18 protein-coding genes are annotated in these 16162 nt (G+C 65.6%); 14 read left to right on the top strand and 4 right to left on the bottom strand.

The features are described 5' to 3' along the window. Nucleotides 1–2: 2 nt before the first annotated feature. From ACX80V_RS11025 to ACX80V_RS11005, 5 genes are all read left to right on the top strand, one after another. On the top strand, nt 3–1166 hold the full coding sequence (locus ACX80V_RS11025) for an acyl-CoA dehydrogenase family protein (protein ID WP_058929520.1): 1164 nt from the start codon (nt 3–5) through the stop codon (nt 1164–1166). Between the two features lie 64 nt (nt 1167–1230). Beyond that, entirely contained in the window at nt 1231–2025 is a 795-nt protein-coding gene (locus tag ACX80V_RS11020) for a CoA transferase subunit A (RefSeq protein WP_485843152.1), read from the top strand. Between the two features lie 2 nt (nt 2026–2027). Further along, nucleotides 2028–2795, top strand: coding sequence for a CoA transferase subunit B (locus ACX80V_RS11015; RefSeq protein WP_485843151.1), 768 nt, complete (start codon nt 2028–2030; stop codon nt 2793–2795). Further along, the gene (locus ACX80V_RS11010; protein ID WP_485843150.1) at nt 2792–3409 is read left to right on the top strand and encodes a MaoC family dehydratase; all 618 of its coding nucleotides are present in this window, start codon (nt 2792–2794) and stop codon (nt 3407–3409) included. The genes ACX80V_RS11015 and ACX80V_RS11010 overlap by 4 nt, the downstream gene beginning before the upstream one ends. Beyond that, a complete protein-coding gene (locus ACX80V_RS11005) occupies nt 3406–4245 on the top strand; it encodes an HpcH/HpaI aldolase/citrate lyase family protein (protein ID WP_485843149.1) in 840 nt (279 codons plus the stop codon). The genes ACX80V_RS11010 and ACX80V_RS11005 overlap by 4 nt, the downstream gene beginning before the upstream one ends. A gap of 16 nt (nt 4246–4261) precedes the next feature. Here the strand turns inward: ACX80V_RS11005 and ACX80V_RS11000 are convergent, their stop codons facing one another. Then, nucleotides 4262–5728 carry a lipase maturation factor family protein gene (locus ACX80V_RS11000; protein ID WP_485843148.1) on the bottom strand — a complete coding sequence of 489 codons (1467 nt, stop codon included), beginning with the start codon at nt 5726–5728 and terminating at the stop codon, nt 4262–4264. Nucleotides 5729–5774: 46 nt separating this feature from the next. Between ACX80V_RS11000 and ACX80V_RS10995 the strand changes: the two genes are divergently transcribed. The 9 genes from ACX80V_RS10995 to ACX80V_RS10955 all read left to right on the top strand — a co-directional run bounded on the left by ACX80V_RS10995 (nt 5775) and on the right by ACX80V_RS10955 (nt 13536). Continuing rightward, nucleotides 5775–6521, top strand: a complete 747-nt coding sequence (locus ACX80V_RS10995) for a TSUP family transporter (protein ID WP_485843147.1) — start codon at nt 5775–5777, stop codon at nt 6519–6521. Between the two features lie 46 nt (nt 6522–6567). Then, a complete protein-coding gene (gene dxr, locus ACX80V_RS10990) occupies nt 6568–7752 on the top strand; it encodes a 1-deoxy-D-xylulose-5-phosphate reductoisomerase (protein WP_485843146.1) in 1185 nt (394 codons plus the stop codon). An 18-nt stretch (nt 7753–7770) separates the two neighbouring features. Then, on the top strand, nt 7771–9102 hold the full coding sequence (locus ACX80V_RS10985) for a M50 family metallopeptidase (RefSeq protein WP_485843145.1): 1332 nt from the start codon (nt 7771–7773) through the stop codon (nt 9100–9102). A 72-nt stretch (nt 9103–9174) separates the two neighbouring features. Continuing rightward, complete coding sequence (locus tag ACX80V_RS10980) at nt 9175–9846, top strand: hypothetical protein (RefSeq protein ID WP_485843144.1); 672 nt, start codon at nt 9175–9177, stop codon at nt 9844–9846. Between the two features lie 87 nt (nt 9847–9933). Then, nucleotides 9934–10599 carry a MarR family transcriptional regulator gene (locus ACX80V_RS10975; RefSeq protein WP_485843143.1) on the top strand — a complete coding sequence of 222 codons (666 nt, stop codon included), beginning with the start codon at nt 9934–9936 and terminating at the stop codon, nt 10597–10599. Continuing rightward, nucleotides 10596–11120 (top strand): hypothetical protein, encoded by a 525-nt coding sequence (locus ACX80V_RS10970; protein WP_485843142.1) that lies wholly within the window; start codon nt 10596–10598, stop codon nt 11118–11120. The genes ACX80V_RS10975 and ACX80V_RS10970 overlap by 4 nt, the downstream gene beginning before the upstream one ends. A gap of 55 nt (nt 11121–11175) precedes the next feature. After that, the gene (locus tag ACX80V_RS10965) at nt 11176–11469 is read left to right on the top strand and encodes a YciI family protein (protein ID WP_485843141.1); all 294 of its coding nucleotides are present in this window, start codon (nt 11176–11178) and stop codon (nt 11467–11469) included. Nucleotides 11470–11516: 47 nt separating this feature from the next. Continuing rightward, nucleotides 11517–12683 (top strand): flavodoxin-dependent (E)-4-hydroxy-3-methylbut-2-enyl-diphosphate synthase, encoded by a 1167-nt coding sequence (gene ispG / locus ACX80V_RS10960; RefSeq protein ID WP_056348354.1) that lies wholly within the window; start codon nt 11517–11519, stop codon nt 12681–12683. Further along, entirely contained in the window at nt 12646–13536 is an 891-nt protein-coding gene (locus ACX80V_RS10955; protein WP_058929508.1) for a GNAT family N-acetyltransferase, read from the top strand. Before ispG ends, ACX80V_RS10955 begins: the two co-directional genes overlap by 38 nt. 55 nt (nt 13537–13591) lie before the next feature. On the opposite strand, the gene ACX80V_RS10950 is transcribed toward ACX80V_RS10955, so the two are convergent. The 3 genes from ACX80V_RS10950 to ACX80V_RS10940 are packed head-to-tail and all read right to left on the bottom strand — an operon-like array spanning nt 13592 to nt 15785. Then, nucleotides 13592–14248 carry a TetR/AcrR family transcriptional regulator gene (locus ACX80V_RS10950; protein WP_485843140.1) on the bottom strand — a complete coding sequence of 219 codons (657 nt, stop codon included), beginning with the start codon at nt 14246–14248 and terminating at the stop codon, nt 13592–13594. After that, entirely contained in the window at nt 14245–14988 is a 744-nt protein-coding gene (locus ACX80V_RS10945; protein WP_056348486.1) for an ABC transporter permease, read from the bottom strand. The genes ACX80V_RS10950 and ACX80V_RS10945 overlap by 4 nt, the downstream gene beginning before the upstream one ends. An 8-nt stretch (nt 14989–14996) precedes the next feature. Then, entirely contained in the window at nt 14997–15785 is a 789-nt protein-coding gene (locus tag ACX80V_RS10940) for an ABC transporter ATP-binding protein (RefSeq protein ID WP_485843139.1), read from the bottom strand. Nucleotides 15786–16162: the final 377 nt, after the last annotated feature.

Raw genomic sequence — 16162 nt, 5'->3', positions numbered from 1 at the left:
CCATGGCAGATTTTGAGCTCAGCGAGGAATACCAGGACCTCAGCGACACCGTCCGGGATTTCGCGGACAACGTGGTGGCGCCGGTCTCGGCCAAGCACGATGAGGAGCACAGCTTCCCGTATGAGGTGGTGTCCCAGATGGCGGACATGGGCCTGTTCGGGCTGCCGTTCCCGGAAGAGCACGGTGGGATGGGCGGGGACTACTTCGCTTTGGCACTCGCACTCGAACAGCTTGGCCGGGTGGACCAGTCCGTGGCCATCACGCTGGAAGCAGGCGTCTCCCTCGGCGCAATGCCGGTGTACCGGTTCGGTACCGAGGCCCAGAAAGAGGAGTGGCTCCCGCTGCTGGCCTCGGGCAAGGCGCTCGCCGGCTTCGGACTCACGGAGCCGGAAGCAGGCTCTGACGCCGGCGGGACCAAAACCCACGCCCATCGTGAGAACGGCGACTGGGTGATCAACGGCAACAAGGAATTCATCACCAACTCCGGGACCGACATCACGCGCCTGGTCACGGTCACCGCGGTGACGGGTCAGAAGGAACGCAAGGATGGCAGCCTCAAGAAGCAGATTTCCACCATCCTGGTGCCCACCAACACTGCGGGTTTCAGGGCGGAGAAGGCCTACAACAAAGTGGGCTGGAACGCCTCGGACACGCACCCGCTGACGCTCAAGGACGTCCGGGTGCCGGAAGCGAACCTGCTCGGTGCGGAGGGGCGGGGTTACGCGAATTTCCTTTCCATCCTGGACGAGGGCCGGATCGCCATCGCGGCTTTGGCGACGGGGGCGGCGCAGGGCTGTGTTGACCTGTCGGTGAAGTACGCCAAGGAACGCAGCGCGTTTGGTCATCACATCGGCAAGTACCAGGCCATCTCGTTCAAGATCGCCCGCATGCAGGCCCGGGCCCATACGGCCCGCTTGGCGTACTATGACGCCGCGTCGAGGATGCTGGCGGGGAAGCCGTTCAAGACGCAGGCGGCCATCGCTAAGATGGTCGCAGGCGAGGCGGCCATGGACAACGCGCGGGATGCCACCCAGGTATTCGGCGGCTATGGCTTCATCAACGAATTCACCGTGGCACGCCACTACCGCGACTCCAAGATCCTTGAAGTCGGTGAGGGCACCACGGAGGTCCAGCTGATGTTGATCGCCCGCGAACTCGGACTGTAACAAGCCCGCTGGTCGAGCTGTAAAACGGTGGTCGAGCCTGTCGAGACCCTTGAAAGGACCCACGATGATCAACAAGGTTGTTGCCAGCGCCGAGGAAGCCATTGCGGACATTCCCGACGGCGCGTCGCTCGCTGTGGGAGGGTTCGGCCTCTGCGGAATCCCGGTGGCCTTGATCGATGCCCTGCACCGGCACGGCACCAAGGACCTCGAGACCGTGAGCAACAACTGCGGCGTGGACGACTGGGGGCTGGGCGTCCTGCTCCGTGACGGCAGGATCCGGCGGACCGTCAGTTCCTACGTCGGCGAGAACAAGGAGTTCGCGCGCCAGTACCTGTCCGGTGAGCTTGAGGTGGTCCTCACCCCGCAGGGGACGCTGGCGGAAAAGCTCCGGGCAGGCGGCGCCGGGATCCCCGCTTTCTACACCAAGGCGGGGGTCGGCACCCAGGTGTCCGACGGCGGCCTGCCGCAGAAGTACGACGCCGACGGCGGCATCGCCATCGCCTCTTCCCCCAAGGAAGTGCGGACTTTCCACGATGTGGACTACGTCCTGGAGGAATCCCTGACACCCGACTTCGGACTGGTCCACGCCTGGAAGGGTGACCGCCACGGCAACCTGGTTTTCCACGCCACCGCCATGAACTTCAACCCGCTCTGCGCCATGGCGGGAAAAATCACCATCGCCGAGGTGGAGGAGCTGGTGGAACCGGGGGAGCTGGACCCCGAACACGTCCACACTCCCGGCATCTTTGTCCAGCGGGTGGTGGTTGTGCCCGCCGGTGAGAAGCGGATCGAGAAGCGGACCGTCGCCCTTGCCCGGGCCGCCGGAACCGAAAGCGCCACCGAACAGGCAGGAGCGTAGCCATGGAGTCCAACAGCACGCAGGGAGCGCCTCCCCGCCCCGAAGCCGTACGGCCCGAATACCGGCGTGCCACCGTCGGCCATCCGGAAGGCACCAATCCGGAGGCCAAAGGGTGGACGCGCAACGAACTGGCCGCCCGGGTGGCCCGGGAGCTCAGCAACGGGCAGTACGTCAACCTCGGCATCGGCATGCCCACGCTCATTCCCAACTACATCCCGGCGGGCGTCGAGGTGGTGCTCCACTCCGAGAACGGGATCCTGGGCGTGGGACCGTACCCCAGCGAGGACGCGGTGGATCCGGACCTCATCAACGCCGGCAAGGAAACCGTCACCGTTAACAGGGGGGCCGCGTTCTTCGACTCCGCCTCGTCGTTCGGCATGATCCGCGGCGGGCACGTGGACGTGGCAGTGCTCGGCGCGATGGAGGTGGCGCAGAACGGCGACCTGGCCAACTGGATGATCCCGGGCAAGATGGTCAAAGGCATGGGCGGGGCCATGGACCTGGTCTTCGGCGCCAAGAAGGTGATCGTGATGATGGAACACGTGGACCGCAACGGCAACCCCAAGATCGTGGAGCACTGCTCGCTGCCGCTGACCGGCAAGGCCTGCGTGGACCGGATCATCACCGACCTCGCCGTGATCGACGTCGTCACCGAAGGCGGGCGTTCCCGGTTGGTTCTCCGCGAGCTGGCCCCCAACGTCTCCGTGGAAGATGTGGCGGCGGCCACCGGCGCCGAGCTGTTCGAAGAGGACCAGGAGCTCACCGTATGAGCGGGGCTTCGGCAGGCTCAACCCCCGACAGTCCGGGCGCAACCACCGCCGCCCCCCGGGTCATCGAGCAGCGCGGCCTGTACTTTGACGAACTCGAAGAAGGCGTTGTCTACGCGCACCGGCCCGGCCGCACCGTAACCGAGGCGGACAACGTCCTGTTCACCACGCTCACCATGAACACCCAGGCATTGCACCTGGATGCCGCCTGGAGCGCAGGGCAGCCGTTCGGCCAGCGGCTGGTGAACTCCATGTTCACGCTGTCCACCCTGGTGGGGCAGTCCGTCTCCCAGCTCACCCAGGGCACCATCATCGCGCAGCTGGGCCTGACGGACGTCTCCTTCCCGCACCCGCTTTACCACGGGGACACGCTCTACACCGAGACGGTGATCACCGGCAAGCGGCTCTCGGGATCGCGTCCCGGCCAGGGGATTGTGACCATGCAGCACACAGGTCGGAACCAGGACGGCACCGTGGTGGCGCTGGCCACACGGAGCTGCCTTATGTGGACCCGGGCCGCCCATGTGGCGCAGTCTTCTGGACAACAGGTGCAGCCTGCGGCCGGAGCTGAAAAGGGGAGCGTGCCGGGCCCCGAAAAGAGGACAATGTCCGTATGACATTTGTGATGGGTCCCGCCCTGCTCTTCTGCCCCGCCGACCGTCCGGAGCGCTTCCCCAAGGCCGCCCAACGCGCCGACGCTGTCATCGTGGACCTCGAGGACGCCGTGGCACCTGCGGACAAGCAGCGGGCGCGCGGCGCCATCCTGGCCCAGCTGGGCGCTGCCGGGGACGGGCCCGAACTTGATCCCAGCCGCACCATCATCAGGATCAACCCGGCGGGCACCGACGAGTTCGAGAAGGACCTGCACTGCCTGGCCCACACGCCGTACCGCACGGTGATGCTGGCCAAGGCTGAGAGTGCGGCCCAGCTCGAAGCCCTGGCGGACTACCACGTCATCGCCCTGTGCGAGACCGCCGTCGGGGTCCTGAACGCGCCCGCCATCGCGGCGGCCCCCAACGTGGTGGCACTGATGTGGGGCGCCGAGGACCTCCTGGCCTCCCTTAGCGGTACGTCCAGCAGAGCGGACGACGGCGGCTACCGCGCCGTGGCGCTGCATGCCCGGTCCGCGGTGCTGCTCGCCGCCCGGGCTTTCGGGAAAGAAGCCGTGGACGCCGTGTACGTCAACATCCCGGACCTTGACGGGCTGGCTCTGGAGGCCGCGGATGCCGCAGCGTCAGGATTCGGCTCCAAAGCCTGCATCCATCCCACGCAGGCGGCCGTTGTACGGGGCGCCTACGCCCCGTCCGAGGCCGACGTCGCCGCCGCCACAGAACTGCTTCAGGTCGCGGCTGTTGCCGGATCCGGCGTGTTCCAGCACGGCGGCAAAATGATCGACGGCCCCATCCTCAAGCACGCGGAGGCCACCATCCGCCGGGCAGGCATCCACTCCTAGGGCTGCGGGCACTGAATCACCGCCGCCGCCTCCGGGAACCGCCGAGCGAAAGCGGCGGGATGGCCTCATAGAGCGGCATCCTGACCCAGCGCTCGCCCGTCTCCCGGAACTCAGCCCTGGTGGCGAAACGGTACAGGTAGCTGGTGACACGCACCCAGCGCGGCGGATCGCCGTCGAACGGGTCGGCGCGGAGTAGCCGCAGCGTCCGCTGGTCCGCCTCCAGCAGTTTCGTGAGGAACGCGTAAAACCACTCCTCGTGGACGGTGCGCAACGGCAGGAACCACATCAGCCAGTCCAGCCGCAGGTGGTAGGGCGCCCACTGGCGGGGCAGCCGGCGGAGATCTCCGGGTTTGCCCTTAAACGCATATTCGCGCCAGTCTGCTGAGTCCTCAGGTTCTTCATCCAGGGTGCCCTCCACGACGATCTCGACGCGGTGCTTGGTCACGGTGCCAAACGCGCCGTACGTGTTGACCAGCTGCCAGCGGTTGAAGCTGGCATTCATCAGCTGCCCCTTGGAGAGCAGGTTGCGCACGGGCCAGTAGCTGAGGACTACCAGCAGCATTGTGGCCACCAGGGTGATGGCAAGCCAGTACGGGGGATTGCCGCGGCTGCCTTCCTCAGGATCCCCGTCCAGCGGCAGGAACGGCAATACGGCGTGGGCCACGGGGTCGCTGACCGCGGCGAAGGCCAGCACAATGGCCATCCAGTTCAGCCACGCGAAGTTGCCGCTGGCCACCAGCCACAGCTGGGTGGAGATGATGATTCCGGCGGCGGCGCTTGCCACGGGCTGCGGTGCGAAGAGGAAGAACGGCACCACGAGCTGGGCGAAATGGTTCCCCAGGACCTCCAGCCGGTGGAAGGGTTTGGGCAGGAGATGAGCCTGGCGGCTCAGCGGCCCCGGCATCGGCTGCGTTTCATGGTGATAGTAGAGGGCAGTCAGGTCACGCCACTCCCGGCCGCCGCGGATCTTGATCATCCCGGCGCCGAATTCCAGCCGGAACACCAGCCAGGCCAACAGGATCAGGATGGTGCGCGGCGGCTCCGTCTGGTCCGAGCCGAGGAAGGCCACCGTGAACCCGGCCTCCAGCAGCAGCATTTCCCAGCCGAAGCCATAAAACGTCTGCCCCACGTTGACGATCGACATGTAAAGCAGCCACAGGGCCAGAAATGCGATCAGCGGAACCCACGGCGGCCCAAGCTGGGGGATGCCGGCCACCAGGAGGGCGGAAATTGCCAGTCCGGTGAGGCAGACACCACGCAGCAGCCGGTCCGAATAGCGCCAACGGAACAGCGTGGGCCGCCGGCGCGCGCTGAACCCTTCCAGATAGTCCGGAACCGGCAGCAGGCCACGTCCGCCCAGCAGCGCAGGGAACTGGTTCAGGGAGGACAGGAACGCAACGAAGAACAGTGCCGCCACACCTCGCTGCAGCACTTGCCGGGCGAATCCGTACTCCGGCGCATCGAACCAGGAAACCCAGTCCACGCAATCCACGTTACGCCCGGCGTCGCTGTCCGCCCACTAGGATCGGATGGTGTTTGCATTGGTGCTCATTGCCGTTATTGCAGGGGCACTGGCCCAGCGGCTGGCCGGCCTCGGATTCGGCCTTCTCGTCTCTCCCGTCCTGGTGGTGCTGCTCGGCCCCTTCGACGGCGTCATGATCATCAACCTGTGCGGCGCAGCCTCATCCCTCCTGATCCTTTCCAGGGTCTGGCGGCATGTGGAGTGGAAGCGCTACGTCGGACTGGCGCTCGCGGCCCTCGCAGGGGTATTGCCGGGTGCCTGGTTGGCCAGCAACGTGGCCGAAGCGCCGCTGGAGATCTGCATCGGCATCCTCCTCATCATCGCCCTGCTGGCTTCGCAACGGCTGACCCGCAGCTCATGGCGTGCCAGTGGCCCCGTTCCCATGGTCTCCCTCGGCTTCACCAGCGGACTGATGAACGCGGCAGCGGGCGTCGGCGGGCCGGCCATCACCGCGTACGCCATTGCGACCCGGTGGGAGCAGAAGAGTTTCGGCGCCACCCTCCAGCCCTATTTCGTGACCACCGGACTGTCTTCCCTGGTGATCAAGTACGTACTATCCGGTGGACATGTTCCCGGCCTGGATGGCTGGCAATGGCTCAGTATCCTGGCCGCCATGGTGGCGGGAATCATCGCGGGCGATCTGCTGTCCGGCAAGGTCAAGCCGGCCGCCGTGCGGCGGATCGTTGTGGCCATCGCCTACATCGGAGCCGTGTCCACGCTGGCCAAGGGTTTCATCGAGGTGGCGGCGGGCTGACGGGACCGCGGGCCAGGTGCGGGCCGGGGTGCGGGATACTTAACCAATGCAGCCTCGCAGAATCGTCATCCTCGGATCCACCGGTTCCATCGGCACCCAGGCGATTGACGTCGTCGACGGCGCCCCGCACCTTTTTGAGGTGGTGGCGCTCAGCGCCGGCGGAAGGAACCTGCAGCTCCTGGCCCGCCAGGCCGTCCACACCGGTGCCGCCGCTGTGGGCATCGCCGCGGGGGATCCGCGGCAGCTGCGGGACCTGATCTCCGAGGCCGCCCGCCTCGCCGGGCGGCAGGACTACCGCCCCGAAATCATCGCCGGCCCCGACGCCTCGGCCCGCATCGCCGCGGTAGAAGCGGACGTGGTGCTCAACGGCATTACCGGCTCCATCGGGCTCGCCCCGACCCTCGCCGCCCTGAAGTCAGGTGCAACGCTGGCGCTGGCCAACAAGGAATCGCTGATCGTCGGCGGAGCGCTCGTCAAGGCTGCCGCCCGCGAGGGGCAGATCGTGCCTGTGGATTCCGAGCACTCAGCGATAGCGCAGTGCCTGCGCTCAGGCTCCGCGGCCGAGGTTGAGAAGCTCATCCTGACGGCGTCCGGAGGTCCGTTCCGCGGCCGGACAAGGGAACAGCTCCACGACGTGACGCCGAAAGAGGCCCTGGAGCACCCCACGTGGGACATGGGGCTGATGGTCACCACCAACTCGGCCACGCTCGTCAACAAGGGCCTTGAGCTCATCGAGGCCCATCTGCTGTTCGACGTGCCGCTGGACCGGATCGACGTTGTGGTCCACCCGCAGTCGGTGGTCCACTCCATGGTCCAGTTCATCGACGGGTCCGTCATCGCCCAGGCGTCCCCGCCGGACATGCGCCTGCCCATTGCCTTAGGGCTGGGCTGGCCGGACAGGGTCCCCAAAGCGGCCTCCCCGTGTGACTGGACCAAAGCCACCAGCTGGACGTTCGAACCGCTGGACACCGCAGCTTTCCCGGCCGTGGACCTGGCCAAGGACGCCGCCAAGCAGGGGAGCACTTTTCCCGCCGTCTTTAACGCGGCAAACGAGGAAGCAGTCATGGCGTTCCACTCGGGACGCATCCGCTTCACCGAAATCGTGGACACCATCGATGCTGTCCTCAGCGAACATTCAGGATCCTCCGTGCTGACGCTGGAGTCGGTACTGGATGCTGAAGACTGGGCACGCACGCGTGCCCACGAACGTTTAGCAGTCAGCAGTCTCTAGGAAGCAGCAGATCCACGCATGAGCCCCGTCCTCCTCTTTATCCTCGGCGTCGTCTTTGTGGCGATCGGCATTGCCGCGTCCATTGCGCTGCACGAAGTGGGGCACCTGGTGCCCGCCAAGCTGTTCAAGGTGCGTGTCACCAAGTACATGATCGGCTTCGGCCCCACCCTGTGGTCCAAGCGGAAGGGCGAAACTGAATACGGCGTGAAAGCGATCCCGCTGGGTGGCTACGTGTCCATGATCGGCATGTATCCGCCCAACAAAGACGACGGAACCGTCCGCCCTTCCAGCACCGGCATGTTCCAGACACTGGCCACGGAAGCCCGGTCCATGGCACACGAGGAAGTGGGCCCGGAGGACGCAAACCGCGTGTTCTACCGGCTGCCGGTGTGGAAGAAAATCATCGTGATGCTGGGCGGGCCGGCCATGAACCTGCTGATCGGCGTGGTCCTGACCGCCGTCCTGCTGATGGGCTTCGGCATGGCCACGGCCACCACCACCATCGCCGACGTCTCCAAATGCCAGGTGGCGGCCGGCCAAACCGTTGATCCCGATTCCCCGGACTGCCAGCTGACCCCCGCGGCCGCTGCCGGGCTCCTGCCCAACGACGTAGTCACCTCCTTTGACGGGAAAGCTGTCACCGGCTGGGACGAGCTGACCGACTGGATCCGGGCCTCCGCGGGCAGGGAAGTCAGCATCACTGTGGAGCGCGACGGCGCGCCCGTCACCACCACGGTGACGCCGGTGCTCTCCGCCCGCCCCGTCGTCGGCGTGGACGGACGACAGGCAAAGGACGACGCCGGCACCCTCCTGTACCAGGACGTCGGCTTCCTGGGCATCGGCGCGCAGACCGAACTGGTTCCCCAGCCGGCGTCGTCCGTCCTGCCCATGGCGGGCGAAAACATCAAGCAAGTGGCCGGCGTCGTCTTCAATCTGCCCGCCCGGGTGGTGGGCGTTGCCAAGGCGGCCTTCAGCGAGGAAGAGCGCGACCCCAACGGCCCCATCAGCGTGGTGGGCGTGGGGCGCGTGGCCGGTGAAGTGGCGGCCATGGAGGAAGTGCCGCTGCAGTCCAGGATTGGGGCACTGGTAGGGCTGCTCGCCGGCTTGAACTTTGCGCTTGCGGTCTTCAACCTGATCCCGCTGCTTCCGCTCGACGGCGGCCATGTGGCCGGAGCGCTGTACGAGGGGGCGCGGCGACGGGTGGCCAAGCTGTTCGGCAAACCGGATCCGGGCGCTTTCGACATCGCCAAACTGCTTCCCGTGACTTACGTGGTGGCCACGTTGCTGATGGGCATGAGTTTGCTGCTGATCTATGCCGACATCGTGAAGCCGGTGAACCTGTTCGGCTGACTCCTGCGGACGCCTGGCTGGACGGATGTCCCGGATCTACCATGAAATATGGGCACGTTCGCCGTCCAATCAATGAGCATCAGCCGCTGGATCCGGGCCGGGTTGTGGGCGCTGCCTGTCTCATGGCTTGTCACTTCCTGGTCCACGCTGGACCCGCAGCCGGACCAGGCGAAGGACCCGGAGGCCTGGGCCCGTTTTGTCAGCTCCGATGCGTACCAGTTCAGCCATCTTTTCGGCAGTACCGCAGGCACCATCCTGGCCCTGTTCGGTCTCTTTGCTTTGGGCTGTTCCATGGCCAACAGCAGGACGGGGAGCCTGGCAATGGCCTCGATGGTCACAGCTGTTGCCGGCACGGCTTTGCTGCTTGTGCCAGCCGTGATTTCCACGTTTGCCACCCCCGCCATCGGAAAGGCATACCTGGGCGGAAACCAGGACGTGATGCAGCTGGAATTCCCGGCGTCCATGACCGGGGCGTTCCTGCTGGGCCTGCTGCTCGCATTCGTTGGCACGGTGCTGCTGGGGATCGCGGTATGGCGTTCCCACGTGCTGCCGCGCTGGGCCGGGGCCCTCTGGGCGGCCGGCGCTGTGGTGTTCTACGTCCTGGGCGTTGTCCTGGGGCAGGCAACTGCGGGAAGCAGCCTGCCGTTCCAGGCCGCCGGGGCCGTACTGATGGCAGGCGCCGGTGGGTGGATCGCCTGGAGCGGATCCCGGCAGGCCACGACAGCGCCTGATCGGATCGGGTGATTCTCGCTAATCAGCCTTTATTGGCTGATATTTAATAATCAGCTATTTTTGATTGATTATGAGTGATCACCTGCGTACGGTTAGGGCATGTACGTACTGACCATCGACCAGCGAGGCAGCACTGCCGACGTCGACCGTGTTCCCGATCTGATCGCCGCACTGCGCAGCCTCACACCGGCGCCCTTCGAACGGTCCGTGGGTGATGAACTCCAGGGTGTGGTGGAACATGCCGAGGACGTAGTGGAGATCGCCTTGTACGCACTCCGGAGCGGGCACTGGTACGTCGGGATCGGGATCGGGGCCGTACAGCTCACCCCGGGCGGAAGCCCCCGGGAAGGTTCCGGGAGCGGCTTTGTGGCAGCGCGAAAGGCCGTGGAACTCGCCAAGGGCTCGGCTGGTCAGGTGCCATTGTCGGTGGTGTCCGGCAGTATTGGCCGCGGACGGGAGATGCCTCCCCACGCCAAGGAAGGTGCCATGACCAGTGCAAATGCCCAGGCGGTGCTTCGCCTGATCGGACGGGTGGTGCAGCAACGCACACCAGCCCAGTGGCGGGTGGTGGACCGGTTGCGCGCGCTCCAGGGCGGCGATGGAAAGCACGGCAGCCAGAAACACGTGGCCCAGGAACTGGGAATCACGGAGCAGTCGGTGAGCCGTGCTGTGCTCAGGTCCGGCTGGCTTGAGGAATGGGCCGCCAGGCCTGCCGCGGCCATGCTCCTGGACCACGCCCATTCCCAGATTGAAGGAGACCGGTGAACGCACTCTGGATCGCAGTTGCCCTGTTGGTGGCCGGATTCGCAGGATGGCCTGTGACCGCACTGGTGTTCCGGCTCGCCAGGACCATTGACGACAAAGCGGACGCGGCCACCAAGTCGGACCAGGACGCATCAGCCCAGGACCCTTCATCCGACGTCACGGTAGACGCCGTTTCGGAAGCCCCGCGGGCCGGTACGGGGCAAACCGTCGACGGCGAGCTGACTACGGGTGGCGGCTGTCCGCCGTCGGACGTTCCTCAGGTGGCGGCGGCCTTGCCGGCCCAGCGTATTCTGCGGGGTGGGGCAATCATCGGAGTCCTGGAACGGTTGGGCGTCTGCGTGGCCATCCTGACCGGACAGCCGGTGGCCATTGCCTACATCGTGGCCATCAAGGGCCTGGGCAGGTTCGCCGAATTGAAAGAGACCCCCGTGGCTGCGGAGCGGTTCATCATCGGAACGCTCACGTCCATGCTGTGGGCTGCGGGAACGGCGGCAGTGATCAAGGTAGTGTTCCTGCAGTGAGTCTTGCTGACTGCCCGGATCGGCGACAGCCCACCCCTGGGGATAGGGTGTCTTTATGACTGTTTTTGCCGTTGAGTATGTGTACGCCGCCGATTCCTCCGCCGTCCGTGATGATCACCGCCCCGCGCACCGCGCCTGGCTGGCGGGTCTGGCGGACGGGGGCCAGCTGCTGACCAGCGGACCCTACGGTGACGGGGCAGGCGCCCTGCTGATCTTCAAGGTCCAGGACGAAACCCACCTGAACGATCTCCTCAAGCAGGACCCGTTCGCCGTCGCTGGCACCATTGCCGGGATCCGGACAACCGAGTGGACTCCCGTGATCGGCCTCCTGGCCGCGCACGCATCCTGATTCCCGGACCCTTTTTTACTACCGAAACACCTACCCAAGGAGTCCACGTGACCTCGGTCAGCCTGGGAATGCCGTCAGCACCGCCGCCCGTTCTCGCCCCCCGCCGCAAGACGCGGCAGATCAAGGTGGGTTCCGTAGGGGTCGGTTCGGACTCGCCCATCAGTGTGCAGTCCATGACCACCACGCCCACCACGGACATCAACGCCACCCTGCAGCAGATCGCGGAACTCACCGCCTCCGGTTGCGACATCGTGCGCGTCGCCTGCCCGTCGGCCGATGATGCCGAGGCCCTGCCCATCATCGCTCGCAAGTCCCAGATCCCTGTCATTGCAGACATCCACTTCCAGCCGAAGTACGTCTTCGCGGCGATTGAGGCCGGCTGCGCGGCAGTGCGGGTGAACCCGGGCAATATCCGCAAGTTCGATGACCAGGTCAAGGAAATCGCCCGCGCGGCGAAGGACCACGGGACCTCCATCCGGATCGGCATCAACGCCGGATCGCTGGAGCCCGGCATCCTGAAGAAGTACGGCAAGGCCACCCCCGAGGCACTCGTGGAATCCGCCGTCTGGGAAGCGTCGCTGTTCGAAGAGCACGGTTTCAACGACTTCAAGATCTCGGTCAAGCACAACGACCCGGTCATTATGGTTGCTGCCTACGAGATGCTGGCTGAGCAGGGCGACTGGCCCCTGCACCTGGGCGTCACCGAAGCCGGGCCCGCCTTCCAGGGCACCATCAAGTCCGCCACAGCCTTCGGGGCGCTCCTGGCCAGGGGCATCGGCGACACCATCAGGGTTTCCCTGTCGGCGCCTCCGGTGGAGGAAATCAAGGTGGGCAACCAGATCCTCCAGTCCCTGAACCTGCGTCCGCGCAAACTGGAAATCGTCTCCTGCCCGTCATGCGGCCGCGCCCAGGTGGACGTGTACACCCTCGCCGAACAGGTCACCGCAGGGCTGGAAGGCATGGAAATTCCGCTCCGCGTGGCAGTGATGGGCTGTGTTGTCAATGGACCGGGCGAAGCCCGCGAAGCCGATCTGGGTGTGGCGTCCGGCAATGGCAAGGGGCAGATCTTTGTGAAGGGCCAAGTCATTAAGACTGTGCCTGAGAGCGAGATTGTTGAGACACTGATCGAAGAGGCCATGCGCATAGCTGAAGAGATGGGGGAGGCCGATGGCGAAGATGCTGTCAAGGGTAGCCCCGTGGTTAGCGTCTCATAAAGAGGACGCCGCGCCGGCGGGAATATCCGTCCGGACCCTCGCCGGCGCGGACACCGCTGCCCTGCGGCGCCTAGCGTCGCAGGATCCGGTGGCCAATGTCTTTATCCTGGCGCACCTCCGGGCGGCGGGCTCTGCCGCGCCCACTGCTGGTGGTGCCGGCGTCCTGGGAGTTTTCGACGACGGCATCCTGGTCGGCGCGTGCTGGGCAGGGGCAAACCTGGTCCCGGTCCAGCTTAACCCCGAATTTGCCGGGCTTGTCGCTGCCGCAGCAAGCAATTCCGGCCGCCGATTCGCCTCCGCCTTTGGCCCCGCAGATGCCGTCCTTGCCCTCCATGCTGAGCTGGCTGAACTGGGGCATGCGGCCCACGAGGTGCGGGATGAACAGCCGCTGATGACGCTGTGCGGGCCGCCGTCGGTGGAGCCGAACGCGGATCTGGGGCTTGGCCGGCTGGCCGATTTTGACCGGATCCTTCCCGCCTGCGCCGCCATGTTCGAAGAGGAAGTGGGCTACTCGCCGTTCCTCGGGGGCAAGGAGTTCTACAGCCGCCGCGTGGAAGGCCTCATCCGGCAAGGCCATTCATTGGCACACGTCAACGACTCCGGCGACGTTGTGTTCAAGGCCGAACTGGGTGCTGTGACAGCCGACGTCACGCAGATCCAGGGTGTATGGATGAACCCCGGTTACCGCGGACAGGGTCTGAGCGCCGGCTACATGGCTGCCGTGGTGGAGAAGGCGCGCACGCTTGCCCCCATCACCAGCCTGTACGTCAACGGATTCAACCTCCGGGCGCGGTCCACGTACGAGCGTGTGGGCTTCCGCCAGGTTGGTACCTTCGCTACCGTTCTGTTCTAGCCTCCACGTCACTGGCCTCAGCGTCGCCGCCTTTCAGGCCGCGCCCGCCACCGGTTCACCCGTCAGCTTTCAGGTCACCCGTCAGGTAGTGCTGGACGTTCGGAGCCACGAGCCGCACAACGTCATCGGGGGAGGAAGACGCGAGCGGTTCCAGCCGCACCACATACCGGACCAGCATCACGCCAACCATCTGCGTGGCCACAAGGTTTCCGCGCATGGCCACTTCTTCGGGCGGGCCGGGGACTCCTGCCATGATCCGGCTGAGGATGGTCCGCTGCACCAGTTCCCGCAGCAGCAACGTCTTGGCCTTGGAGCCGATGGTTCCCCTGAGGAAGGCCACCAGACTGTGCTGGGCCGGGCTCTCCCACAAGCGCAGCACGGCCCGCACGATCGCCTCTGCCCGGTCCTCTGGCGAGTAGCCGTCGACGCCCGCCAGGACCTTCTCCGGGTCGGCCGGCAGTGCCACACTCAGCGCAAAAAGCTCGTCCTTGCCCTTGAAGAAATGGTGAACCATGGCGGGGTCCACGCCGGTTTCCCGGGCGATCTGGCGCAGGCTGGTCCCTTCGAAACCGTGTTCGGCGAAAAGCCGCCGGGCTGTGTCCAGGATCTGTTCCCTCGACTCAGTTGTCCCGCCGCGCCGGCCCCGCCGTCCCGTACCAGCCGCGCTGCCTGCGGGACCCGGGGCGTCCGCCGGATCATGCTGTCCGTTCACGCGGTCCGCCGCCGCAGGGTCAGGGATGCGAGCACCAGGACCGCCAGGACAATGGCCACGATGACTCCGGCATCCATCCACAGCTGGTCTGTGGGCTCGGTGTTGGCGGCGATCTCCTGCAGTGCATCCACCGAAAATGTCAATGGAAGGACATTCGACACAGCCTCGAGGGCCTCGTTCATCCTTTCGCGGGCCACAAAGAGGCCACAGAGCAGGATCTGCGGGACTACCACCACCGGCATGAACTGCACAGCCTGGAATTCCGTCCGGGCAAAGGCCGAACAGAGCAGCCCCAGCGCGACGCCAAGAACCGCATTGATCACGGCAATCATGACCACCAGTCCCGGGCTGCCTTGGATGTCGAGCCCGAAGATCCAGTAGGCGACGGCGGTAGCCACCAGCGACTGCAGGGCGGCCATGATGGAAAATGCCAGCCCGTAGCCGAACAGCAGGTCCGCCTTGTGGATGGGAGTGGTCAGCAGCCGTTCCAGGGTCCCCGAGGTGCGTTCCCGCAGCATCGTGATGGACGTAACCAGGAACATCACCACAAACGGGAAGATCGCCAGCATCATCAGGCCAACCCGGTCAAAAGTCCTGGGCACGCCCGGCGGCAGCGTTTCATTCTCATAGAGAAAGTACACGGCGGTGAGCAGCAGCGCAGGGACCACCAGGATCAGCGCGATGCTGCGATGGTCGTGCCGGAGCTGGTCCAGGACGCGCCGGGTGGTGGCCAACAGCATCAACAGGTTCATGACCGTACCGTCCTTTCGGGGGAACCGCTGGGCACTTCGGCGGTGTCCTGGATGATGTGCAGGAAAGCCTTCTCCAGATCGGCACTGTGCCCGCGTTGACTCAATTCCGCCGGCGTCAGCTGCGCCAGGAGCTTTCCTTCCCGCAGCAGGAGGAGTGATCCGCAATGACTGGCTTCCTCCATCACATGGCTGGAAACCAGCAGGGTGGTCCCGGACTCGGCCATGGACCGGAAACGGTCCCACAGGTCAGCGCGGAGCACCGGATCAAGGCCCACGGTTGGCTCATCCAGGACCAGCAGACTGGGGCGAGCCACCAGGGCACAGGCCAACGACACCCGGCTCAGCTGTCCGCCGGAGAGGTCACCGGTTTTCTGCCTGGCCTGCGGTTCAAGCCCGACGGCGGCGATCGCCTCTGCGGCCTCGGCGCGGCCCTTGCGGTGCATGGCGCCGAAGTAGCGGACATTGGCTTCGACCGTCAGGTCCGGATACACGCTGGGGGACTGGGTCACGTAACCCACCCGGTGTCGCAGGTCAGGGTGCCCGGCGGGCAGTCCCAGCACTTGGACCGAGCCGGACGTGAGCATCTGGACGCCCATGATGGCCCGCATGAGCGTGGTCTTGCCGCTGCCGGACGGGCCCAGCAGCCCGGTGATCTCGCCTGCCTGGATGGCAAAGTCCAAGCCGCGCAGGACGGGAACCTTTCCCCGTGTGACGTGCAGGGTGGTGGCGGCCACAGCGATGCTGGCTTCCGTGACGGCCGGGGCGGTAGCTGCTGAATGGGACATTAATGCCTCCGAATGCTGGGAGTCCGCGTTTGAATTCACCAGGTGATGAATTCAAACTAGACCTGCCAAAGGCGGCCGTCAATTACTTCGAATGGAAAAACCCTTGTGGATGTGTCGGCTATCACATATGTTCGATCTAGCTGCGCTGGAGTGGGTGGGCGGTCTCACCAGTCCTCACCAGTACCTAGGCGTCAACGGCCATGGAGCCACGTCCGCATGTAATGACCAGCCGTTTACGGCCAGGGGCTTTGCATGGCGGGCGTGGCTCTATTGCGTCCCGCCCCCGCGGTCTCTGGCCCGGCTCAGGTTCCGCCGCCTGGCGTGCCGTGGATAGCCGGTAGATTAGTACCCAGAAGAATTGCCCGGCTCTGCTTTCC

The sequence above is a fragment of the Pseudarthrobacter arbutini genome (genome assembly GCF_054510915.1).
The sequence above is the reverse complement of the archived record's forward strand: the minus strand, read 5'-3'. Positions and strand labels throughout refer to the sequence as shown.